Here is a 10,160-nt window from a genome sequence, read left to right as displayed (position 1 = left end):
TGTCTTCACCCCGGCCGCGCAAGCGCAAACCGGGACGTGACGCGGCTGTCCTATCCGGTTCACTTGTGAAGCGCAAATGCACATATGAACAAATTTGAACGCGGGTCAGCGGGGCCCGCTTCGGCGCGTCAGGCCGCGAAAATCCCCTTGCTGACGCCGAAGGTGTGGAACAGGTCGGGCCAGGCCGACGCCGGGTTGGTGCGCGGCAGGCGCACGCCGAACCCATGCCCGCCACCGTCGAAGGCATGGAGTTCGCTCGGCCGTTTCTGCGCGGTCAGCGCGGCGTACAATGTCAGGCTGTTGGCGACGGGAACGAGCCCGTCATCGCCGGCATGGACGAGGAAGGTCGGCGGCGTATCGGCGGTGACCCGCGCTTCGACCGAGCCCGCATGGCGCAAGGCGGCGGACCCATCGCGGCCGAGCAGATTGTCGCGCGATCCGGCATGCGTGAACGGCGCCTCGAGGCTGACCACGGGGTAGAGCAGCGCGACCAGATCGGGCCGCGCCGACAGCGTGTCGGTCCGGTCGACCGGCGCGTAGGTCGGCTCGGCGAAGCGCGTCGCGAGCGACCCTGCAAGGTGTCCGCCCGCCGAAAAGCCGAGCGCGGCGATCTTGCCGGGATCGACCTTGAAGCGCGCCGCGCCCGCGCGGATCACGCGCAGTGCGCGCTGTGCATCCTGCAGCGGGACGACCGCCTGGTTCGCCCAGCCTTCGCTCGGTAGGCGATAGAGCAGGATGAACGCAGTGATGCCGCGCGCGTTGAGCCACGCCGCCTGTTCCTCGCCCTCATTGTCGTACGACAGGAAGCCATAGCCGCCGCCCGGCATCACCAGCACCGCGGCGCCGTTGGGCTGCGCCGCGCGCCGCACGACCAGCATCGGCTGGGCGATCCCGGTGATCCAGCGGTCGAGCCGCTTGGGATCGTGCGACTGGTCGGCGCTCTTGCGGACGATCGCGGCGTGGCGGTCGCCCGGGATCGCGCCGGGCCAGAGCGGGACGAGCTCGTCGTTCGGGCGGGTCTGCGCCCGCGCTGCAACCGTGGCGACCGACGCGACCGCCGCCAGCGTCGTCGCGCCGAGCAGTAGGGTCCGCCGCGTGGTCAATTCCTCGAACATTCTCAATCCTTCCGCTGTCGTTGCGCACGCCCGGTCGTCGCCGATCGCTGCTGTAGTGCCGTAGCGTCCATCCCGCGGCAATCACCGAACGCCCCACCGCGGATCGCTTGCCGTCGCGCGATCATCGCGGTTGATAGCGCGAGGTGCGATCTGCGATGATCCTGTCCCAGGGTTCCCGACCCGAAAGTGTACCGCGTAGCCGCCACACGTGCATTTCCCGCCCCGAGGAGACCGATCATGCCCATCATCACTACCAGCGACGGCACCGAAATCTTCTACAAGGATTGGGGCCCGCGCGATGCGCAGCCGATCCTGTTCCATCACGGCTGGCCGCTCAGCGGCGACGATTGGGACGGCCAGATGCTGTTCTTCCTCGACAAAGGCTATCGCGTCATCGCGCACGACCGGCGCGGCCACGGCCGCTCGACCCAGACCGCGACGGGCAACGACATGGACAGCTATGTCGCCGACGTCGTCGCGCTGACCGACGCGCTCGATATTCAGAATGGCATCCATATCGGCCATTCGACCGGTGGCGGCGAAGTCGCGCGTTATGTCGCGCACGCCAAGCCTGGCCGGGTCGCCAAGGCGGTGCTGATCAGTGCGGTGCCGCCGCTGATGGTCCAGACTCCGACCAACCCGAACGGCGTGCCGATGGCGGTGTTCGACGACATCCGTGCGCAGACCGCCACCAACCGCGCCCAATATTATTACGATTTCACCATGCCGTTCTACGGCTTCAATCGCGACGGCGCCGAGGTCCATGAAGGCGTGCGCCGCAATTGGTGGCGGCAGGGAATGATGGGCAGCGCGCTGGCGCATGTCCGCGGCATTGCCGCATTCTCCGAAACAGACTTCACCGCCGATCTCAAGGCGATCACCGTCCCGACGCTCGTGCTGCACGGCGAGGACGATCAGATCGTGCCGATCGCGATCTCGGGCGCTCTGTCGGCCAAACTCATTCCGGGTGCGCAGTACAAGACCTATCCGGGCTATCCGCACGGCATGCCGACCACGCATGCCGCGCAGATCAATGCGGACCTGCTGGCGTTCATCACGGGCTGATCTTTGCCGTCGGGTGGGGTCGCGGCGCCACCCGACGCTTTTGCGCGAACTTCGCGCGACCTTTCGAGGCGTGTCGCGCCTGCGACTCCGACGGGAGGTGTCGACCAGCTTCGAGGGCCGCGGAACTCTGCGGTTTCGGAATAGGCCGGAACGCCTCCGCTGAACCTGCTTCCGGCCACCGCCCATCCTGCCGCGCTTCTGTCTATCGGCAGACGTTCAGCTCCGGTCCCTGGTCAATTCCTCCGGCGGCTATGCAGATGTGCCAGACCCATCGATCGAAGGTGAAGCCAATCGCGCTTCGAGCGCCAATTGCTGCGCAAGGAGCGCGGGCGGCAGGCGGTCGCCGAACGTCTCGAGATACGTCCGGTTGAGGCGTGCTTCCTCGATCCACACCGGCGTATCCACCGTCAGCAACAGGTTCGCATCGTTCTCGGTAAGCGAAAGTCCGCTGAGATCGAGCGCGTCGACATCGGGCAACAGGCCGATGGGTGTCGTGGTCGCCGCGGCCGTCCCGGTGATCCGCTCGACGATCCATTTGAGCGCGCGCGCGTTGTCACCAAAGCCAGGCCAGAGGAACTTGCCGGCGCTGTCCTTGCGGAACCAGTTCACCAGGAAGATCTTCGGCAGGACGGATGCGTCCGATTGCGCCGCTGCGCCGATCCGCAGCCAGTGGTTGAAATAGTCGGCCATGTGATAGCCGCAGAATGGCAGCATCGCGAACGGATCACGCCGCAGCGCCCCGACCGCATTCTCGGCTGCAGCGGTACCCTCCGACGCGATGTTCGCCGCCAGATAGACGCCGTGCGCCCAATCGAACGCTTCGGTCACCAGGGGCACCGCGGTTGCGCGACGACCGCCGAACAGAATCGCCGCAATCGGCACGCCTTCGGGCGAATCCCATTCGGGCGCGATGCTCGGGCATTGTGCCGCCGGAACGGCAAAGCGGGCGTTAGGGTGAGCGGCCGGCTGGCCACTCGCCGGATCATAGGGCGCTCCGGTCCAGTCGGTGAGCCCGTCGGGCGCGGTCTTGGTCAGCCCCTCCCACCAGACGTCGCCATCGGCGGTCAGGGCGGTGTTGGTGAAGATGCAATTGTCGGTCAGCGTCGCGATCGCGTTGCGGTTGGTGCTCGGTCCGGTGCCGGGCGCGACACCGAAGAACCCCGCTTCGGGATTGATCGCATACAGCCGCCCATCCTTGCCGAACCGCATCCAGGCAATGTCGTCGCCAATCGTCTCGGCTGTCCAGCCGGCCAGGCTCGGCTCGAGCATCGCAAGGTTCGTCTTGCCGCAGGCGCTCGGAAAGGCTGCCGCGATGTAATGGCTGCTGCCCTCGGGGTCGGTCAGCTTGAGGATCAGCATATGCTCGGCCAGCCAGCCCTCGTCGCGCGCCATCACGCTCGCAATGCGCAGCGCGACGCACTTCTTGCCGAGCAATGCGTTGCCGCCATAGCCCGAGCCGTACGACCAGATTTCGCGCGTCTCGGGGAAATGCACGATCCACTTCTCGTCGTTGCACGGCCACGCCACGTCGGCGACGCCAGCGGCGAGCGGCATGCCGACCGAATGGACGCACCGGATGAAGAAGCCGTCGTCGCCGAGCAGATCGAGCACCGGCGTGCCGATCCGGGTCATAACGCGCATGGAAAGCACGACATAGGGGCTGTCGGTGATTTCGACGCCGATCAGGCTCTTGTCGGATCCGAGCGGCCCCATGCAAAACGGGACGACATACAGGGTGCGACCCGCCATGGAGCCGGTGAACAGATCGTCGAGCCGAAGCCGCATCTCATCGGGCTGCGCCCAATTGTTGGTCGGCCCCGCATCGCTCTCCGACTCCGAGCAGATGAAGGTTCGGCTCTCGACACGCGCGACATCGCGCGGGTCCGATCGGGCGTAGAACGAATTGGGGCGCAGCGCGGGGTTGAGCGGAATGAGCGTGCCGCTCTCGACGGCTTGCGCGGCGAGGGCATCCGCCTCGGCTTCCGAGCCGTCACACCAATGGACATTCTGCGGCAGCGTCTGCGCCGCAATTTCCGCGACCCAGTCGAGCAGGGCGCGATGACGTGTCGGTGCCGCTGGCTCGGCAACCAGCAGGTTGGTCGATTGGCTCGACATGTTCGCGTCCTCTCCAGACTTTTGCATTCGCGTGTTTGTGCAAGGCTAGTCGGCGCTGGGAGTTACAACAAATTTCTTTATCGGAATGCCATAAGGTCATGCTAAAGTAAGTCGATGGCGACGCCCTATGACCTCAATATGCGGCACTTGCGCATGGTCGTGGCGATCGCCGACACCGGTAGCCTGAGCGCCGCGGCGCGGACGGCGGCGATTTCGCAGCCCGCGCTGACCCAAGCGCTCGCGCGTCTCGAAAAGGCGTTCGGCGCGTCGCTGTTTCACCGTAGCGCAGGCGGCGTGATCGCGACCGCCGAGGGCAAGCCCGTCCTGCAGCGAATCCGCCGCGCGATGCGCAGTTTTGGCAAAGCGTGCCGGGCGATCGGAAAGACGCAGGCCGCCGAGCGACTTGAATCGTATCTCACGACCGCGCATGTGCGGGGCCTGATCGCGCTATCGGAAGCCGGCAGCTTTTCGCGCGCTGCCGAAAATGTCGGAATCTCGATCCCTTCGCTGCATCGCGCGGTCCGCGATGTCGAGCGTCTGGCGGGGACGCCGCTCGTCGAGCAGCGCGGACGTGGCGTCGAACTGACCCGCGCCGGGTCGAAACTCGCGCGCGGGTTCATGATGGGCGTCACCGAACTCGCTGCCGGTCTTGAGGAGACGACCGAGCGCGGCGGGTATCTGTCGCTCGGGGCGATGGCATTGTCGCGCTCGCTCCTGTTGCCGGCGACGCTCGCGAACCTGTTGCAACAGCGCCCGGATGTGCGGGTCGACGTGGTCGAAGGATCGTATTTCGAGCTCGTCGAACTGCTGCGCAGCGGGCGGATCGACGTCCTGATCGGCGCGCTGCGCGACCATCCCGGGGCGGATCTGTTGCAGGAGCCGCTGTTCCACGATCGCCTCACGATCATCGGGCGCGCCAGTCACCCGCTTGCGGGCGCCGTCGCGGGCCTCGAGGAACTCGCCACCTATCCGTGGATCGTCGCGCGGCGCGCGTCGGGATTGCTCGACCGCTGGCAGAAGATGTTCGATCGATCGGGGATGCCGCGACCCGATGCGCCGATCCAATGCGGTTCGGTCGCGCTGATCCGGGGGCTGCTCGTGCGCAGCGACTTCCTGACGCTGCTGTCGACCGACCAGGTGAGCGCGGAAATTGATTCGGGGACGCTTGTTCGGATCGAGTCGAGCGTGCCCGATACGATGCGCACGATCGGCGCGATATCGCGTCGCGACTGGTTCCCGACCCGAGCGCAGCAAGCGTTCCTGCACTGCCTCCGGGAAACGTCCGCCGATGTCGAAGCGCCGCCGCAATAGGCGTTCCAGCGCGCATCGGGAGCGCGCCGTTCCGCATGCGAAGCAAGCAAAGGCGATTGCCGTTTGACCGTGTCACAGCGATGCGCGATCCGGCGAAGGCTGCTGGACTTGAGACGACAGCCAATCTTCGGGCGCGAGCCAGTGAGGCCGAGCGGTGGGGTGCATCTTATAGAAAAAAGAGCGTTACGCCGTCAGATGGTGCGGTACTTTCATTGACGACTGTGGTTGTCGAACTACGTGCCGGCGGCGTGTGCCCAAAAATCATTCTATAATAGTGGAGAGAGTGACCATGATTTCTGCCGATCATCTGATGCGCCTGGACGTCGAGTTGGGGCCGGTTCTCGATATTGGTCCGGTTCCTGGCGGGTATCGTCGGATTATTCCGATAACGGGCGGGCGCTTTGTCGGCGAACGCCTTCGCGGAACGATCCTGCCCGGCGGGGCGGATTGGAATTTGGAACGGCCGGACGGCACCGTTTACCTCTGGGCCCGCTATACGCTCCAGACCGACGACGGCGCGCTGATCATGATCACGAACGACGGCCTTCAGCCGGGCGCGCGCGACATGATGGCGCAGATCCTGGCTGGCGAGGAAATCGACATGACCAACTGGTACGCAAAGACACGCCCGACGTTCGAGGTGTCCCACGAAAAATACGCGTTCCTCAACAATCGCATTTTCGTCGGAAACCTGACCCCACAGGGACCATCGGCGGTGGCCATAGACGTTTTTGAAATCACGTGAATTGAAGGCGGACGCTCGTAAAGGCGGCGGATCATCGACACGCCGGCGCAAGGCGATCCTCCCGTTTTAGATGCCGAACGGTCCGAACACCCTCGCAGCGGACCGATGTGACAGCGTTCCAGACTCCGGCTCAATTCTGACTAGACAGTACAATAGTGATACAATAAGTCACATTGAGATCAGGCGTTCCGATGTGGCCACGACCGAGGCTTAGCCGTCGTCGTGGCGATAATACGGCCCCTCGTCCTGACCGGCCGTAAACGTTTGGGCAGCCGACGTTTACCAGGCCGGTCGCGCGAAGGGGTGCCTGACGGGGTCGAGAACAGCCGCGAAGAAATCGCGGCGGCATCTGGAGGGGATCACGATGAAAAGGTATATCACGGGCTCGATGTTTGCCGTGGCAGTGGCGTCGATGAGCGGCACGGCCGCTGCGCAATCGCAGCCCGCAGCGCAGCCGCAGGCCGCTGACAGCCAGGGGATCGCAGACATCGTCGTCACCGCGCAGCGGCGGTCCGAAAGCGTCCAGCGTGCCTCGATCTCGATCGAGGCGTTCAGCGGGCAGGAGATTGCCAATCGTGGTGTGACGCGTCCTGACGACCTGACCAAGATTGCCACGGGCGTGCAGGTCGGCGGGGGAACCTCGACGCAGATTTATGTCCGTGGCGTGGGCGATTTCGGCGTCGTCGCGACCGCGAACCCGGCCGTCGTGACCAACCTCGACGGGGTGCCGATCTCGCGGCCGCAGGCGATCTCGGGGAATTTCTTCGACCTCGACCGCATCGAGTTGCTCAAAGGCCCGCAGGGGACACTCTATGGCCGCAACGCCAGCGGCGGCGCGCTCAACCTCATTGCGGCACGGCCTCGCCTCAATAAAACGGAAGGCTATCTGCAGGGCACCGCCGGCAATTACGATACGTTGGGCGGCGAAGGGGCGATCAATCTGCCCATCGCGGATGATATCGCGGTGCGCGCATCGTTCCAGCTCTCCGATCGCGGCGGCTACCTCACCGACGGCGGCGATGACGACAAGCATCAGTCGATCCGCCTTCAGGCGCTCGCCAAGTTCGACCGGCTGTCCGTCCACCTGCTCGGCGGATACACCCATCTCGGCGGCAAAGGCTCGGGCTTGGCGGTTCTTCCGAGCATTCCGGGGCAGTCGCCGTGGACCGGCACGACGTCGAAGGCGGCCGCGGACTATTATTTCTCGGTCATCAACGCCAACTTCGTCGCCTCGGGCGGATCGTCGCCGCCCGCTGCCGTGTTCGACCGCCCGGATAGCGAACGCCTGTTCCAGAACGTGAGAAGCTGGAATATCAGCGGTCAGGCGGACTATGATTTCGGGGGAGCGATTCTCACCGTCATACCGGCATATCGGCGCACCACCGCAATCTTCTCCGTATCTCCGGGCTTCAACTATTCGCCCGGCGGAAAGGGCACGAAGGGCGAAACGTCCGACCAATATTCGCTCGAGACCCGGCTCGGCGGCACCAGCGGCAAGCTGAAATGGGTTATCGGCGCGTTCGCCTTTCAGGAAAATCAGAGCACCGATTTTGCGATCACCGCCGGTGTCATCCAGCGCGTTCGGATCGCGTCGGACCTGCAATCCAAGTCGATCGCGGGGTTCGGCGAAGCGACGTACAGCCTTACCGATCGGCTGCGCCTGATCGGCGGGCTTCGCTACACGTCGGATCAGCGGTCGCAGACCAATTTCCGCAAGTTTGCGATTTCGCCGACGGTCACCGGTTCGCCGCCGCTCGCCACCCCGTGCGTTCCGCCGACCTTTGCACCGGGCACCGAGTGCAACCTCCTGCCGCCGGTCAATTTCGACAGCTCACGCACCTTCAACCGCGCGACCTGGAAGGTCGGCGGCGAGGTCGATCTGGCGCCGCAGAGCATGCTGTTCGCGACGGTGAGCACCGGGTTCAAGGCCGGCGGGTTCAACCAGGCCGTCGATACCGTCGCCACCAACCGCGCGTTGCCGTTCAAGGCGGAGACGATCACGGCCTACACCGTCGGCTTGCGCAACCGGTTCCTGCACAACACATTGCAGTTCAATCTTGAGGGGTTCTACTGGGATTACCGCGATCTCCAGCTGTCCTCGCTGATCCTCGACGGGTCGGGCAATCTGTCGCTGACCACGCAGAATGCCGGCAAAGCGCGCATCTACGGCTTCAACGCCGACGTCGTGGCCAAGCCGTTCGCCGGGACCACGCTGCACGCGGGCGTCGAATATGTGAACTCGCGCTATCAGGAATTTGCCTTCGTGCAGGCGGCGCAATTCACCACCCCCGGGTCGACCGGCTGTGCCGTATCGCCGGCCAGCATTCCGCCGGGGCCGCTCGGTCCGTATGTAACGGTGAATTGCGCGGGCAAGCCGCTCGTGCGCTCGCCCAAGGTCTCGGGCAATGTCGGCATGACCCAAGTGTTCGGGTTGACGAACGGCGCCAACGTCACGTTCGACACCGATCTGGCGTTCGCGACGAAACGCTACACCTCGACCAGTTTCGTGCCGAATTCGCTGGCGGGTGCCTATGGAAACTGGAACGCGACGCTGACCTACAATGCGCCCGGCGAACGGTGGTTCATCGGGGGATATGTCCGCAACATCACGAACGCGACGGTCTATACCGGCGGCGGCGGCGACCAGAGCCCGTTCGTGAACGGCTTTGTCTCGAGCACGATCGGCGCGCCCCGGACCTATGGCGCGCGCTTCGGCCTGCGCTTCTAACGACGCGGGGAGGGGGCGCGACGATCGCCTTGGTTCGCGTCCCCCGAGGTCGTCCGAGTGACGATCGAGGCCCGGCGGCAGGACCAAACGAGCGCCGTCCCCACGTCGAAACGTCTTGCGAGCGGCGCAAGCGGACACGCTGCCCGGCGGGCACATCCCCATAGCCTCACTCGCGGTCCTCATCGGCTTCGCCCCACGACGAAGGTCTGGCTGGAATTCGCGCAAGCCGGCGGTACAAGAGCCTGAGCTATCGAGGAGAAAGTGCGATGAAAGCCATGGTTCGGGTGTTTGCCGCGCTATTCTGTATTTGCTTGCCAGCGACGACCTGGGCCGAGGACCAGTTCAAGGTGCTGGTGATCGCGACACCGAGCAAATACCATTACGAGTATATCCCCGTCGCCCGCGAGAGCCTCGAACGTCTGGCCCGGCTCCATGCGTTCGGGATCACTTGGACGAGTGATCCCGGAGTGTTCGACAGCGACCTTCATCAATATGCGGCGGTCGTGTTCCTCAACACACCTGCCGAGCAGTTGAGCGAAGCCCAGCGGGCCCATTTCGAAGACTATATGCGCACCGGTGGCAACGCCATGGTCGTGCACCGCGCCGCAATCATCCCGCCCAAGGCCTGGCCCTGGTACGAGAAACTGGTCGGACGCTCCTTCATCAATCACCCCATGATCCAGACCGCCGTCGTCACGGTCGCGGACAAAGCGTTTCCCGCGACGTTCGGCGTTCCCGACCGTTGGATCTGGAGCGACGAATTCTACGTCACCGCCAATCCCTATGACGTCAGGATCAATCCAGTCCTGAGAGTCGACGAGGCGAGCTACGATCCGACCAGGATCTGGCCGGGCCAGGTCCGCAAGCGGATGGGCGAGGATCACCCGGAAGCATGGTTTCGGGATTATGAGAAAGGCCGCGTGTTCGTCACGCTCCTTGGCCATACCCCCGACATGTATCGGGACGAACGCTATCTCCAGCATCTGCTGGGCGGCATCTATTGGACGGCGACGGGGTTGGGGCGACAGCATTGACGCGCTGAAGGACGCTGCTCCGTCCCGCGCGGAACGATTGCCGGAAC

The 10,160-nt window shown here is 64.7% G+C and carries 7 protein-coding genes; 5 read left to right on the top strand and 2 right to left on the bottom strand.

What is annotated here, in order from left to right; all coding sequences use genetic code 11:
• Nucleotides 1-128: 128 nt before the first annotated feature.
• Nucleotides 129-1,115 carry an alpha/beta hydrolase gene (locus EAH76_RS08670; RefSeq protein ID WP_140849834.1) on the bottom strand — a complete coding sequence of 329 codons (987 nt, stop codon included), beginning with the start codon at nt 1,113-1,115 and terminating at the stop codon, nt 129-131.
• A 237-nt stretch (nt 1,116-1,352) separates the two neighbouring features.
• On the opposite strand from EAH76_RS08670, the gene EAH76_RS08665 reads away from it, so the two are divergent.
• Nucleotides 1,353-2,180 carry an alpha/beta fold hydrolase gene (locus EAH76_RS08665; RefSeq protein ID WP_140849833.1) on the top strand — a complete coding sequence of 276 codons (828 nt, stop codon included), beginning with the start codon at nt 1,353-1,355 and terminating at the stop codon, nt 2,178-2,180.
• A gap of 249 nt (nt 2,181-2,429) precedes the next feature.
• Here EAH76_RS08665 and EAH76_RS08660 read toward each other — a convergent pair whose 3' ends face one another.
• Nucleotides 2,430-4,295, bottom strand: coding sequence for a phosphoenolpyruvate carboxykinase (GTP) (locus tag EAH76_RS08660; protein ID WP_140849832.1), 1,866 nt, complete (start codon nt 4,293-4,295; stop codon nt 2,430-2,432).
• A gap of 114 nt (nt 4,296-4,409) precedes the next feature.
• Here EAH76_RS08660 and EAH76_RS08655 point away from each other — a divergent pair, with 114 nt between their 5' ends.
• The 4 genes from EAH76_RS08655 to EAH76_RS08640 all read left to right on the top strand — a co-directional run bounded on the left by EAH76_RS08655 (nt 4,410) and on the right by EAH76_RS08640 (nt 10,113).
• On the top strand, nt 4,410-5,606 hold the full coding sequence (locus tag EAH76_RS08655; RefSeq protein ID WP_140849831.1) for a LysR family transcriptional regulator: 1,197 nt from the start codon (nt 4,410-4,412) through the stop codon (nt 5,604-5,606).
• Nucleotides 5,607-5,895: 289 nt separating this feature from the next.
• On the top strand, nt 5,896-6,351 hold the full coding sequence (locus tag EAH76_RS08650; protein ID WP_140849830.1) for a DUF3237 domain-containing protein: 456 nt from the start codon (nt 5,896-5,898) through the stop codon (nt 6,349-6,351).
• Between the two features lie 364 nt (nt 6,352-6,715).
• Nucleotides 6,716-9,079 carry a TonB-dependent receptor gene (locus EAH76_RS08645; RefSeq protein WP_241659606.1) on the top strand — a complete coding sequence of 788 codons (2,364 nt, stop codon included), beginning with the start codon at nt 6,716-6,718 and terminating at the stop codon, nt 9,077-9,079.
• Nucleotides 9,080-9,345: 266 nt separating this feature from the next.
• Nucleotides 9,346-10,113 carry a ThuA domain-containing protein gene (locus EAH76_RS08640; RefSeq protein WP_241659605.1) on the top strand — a complete coding sequence of 256 codons (768 nt, stop codon included), beginning with the start codon at nt 9,346-9,348 and terminating at the stop codon, nt 10,111-10,113.
• Nucleotides 10,114-10,160 lie beyond the last annotated feature (47 nt).

The organism is Sphingomonas glacialis (assembly GCF_006439055.1).
GTDB lineage: Bacteria > Pseudomonadota > Alphaproteobacteria > Sphingomonadales > Sphingomonadaceae > Sphingomonas > Sphingomonas glacialis_A.
Note: the sequence above shows the minus strand (reverse complement) of the source record. Positions and strands in the feature narration are given on the sequence as shown.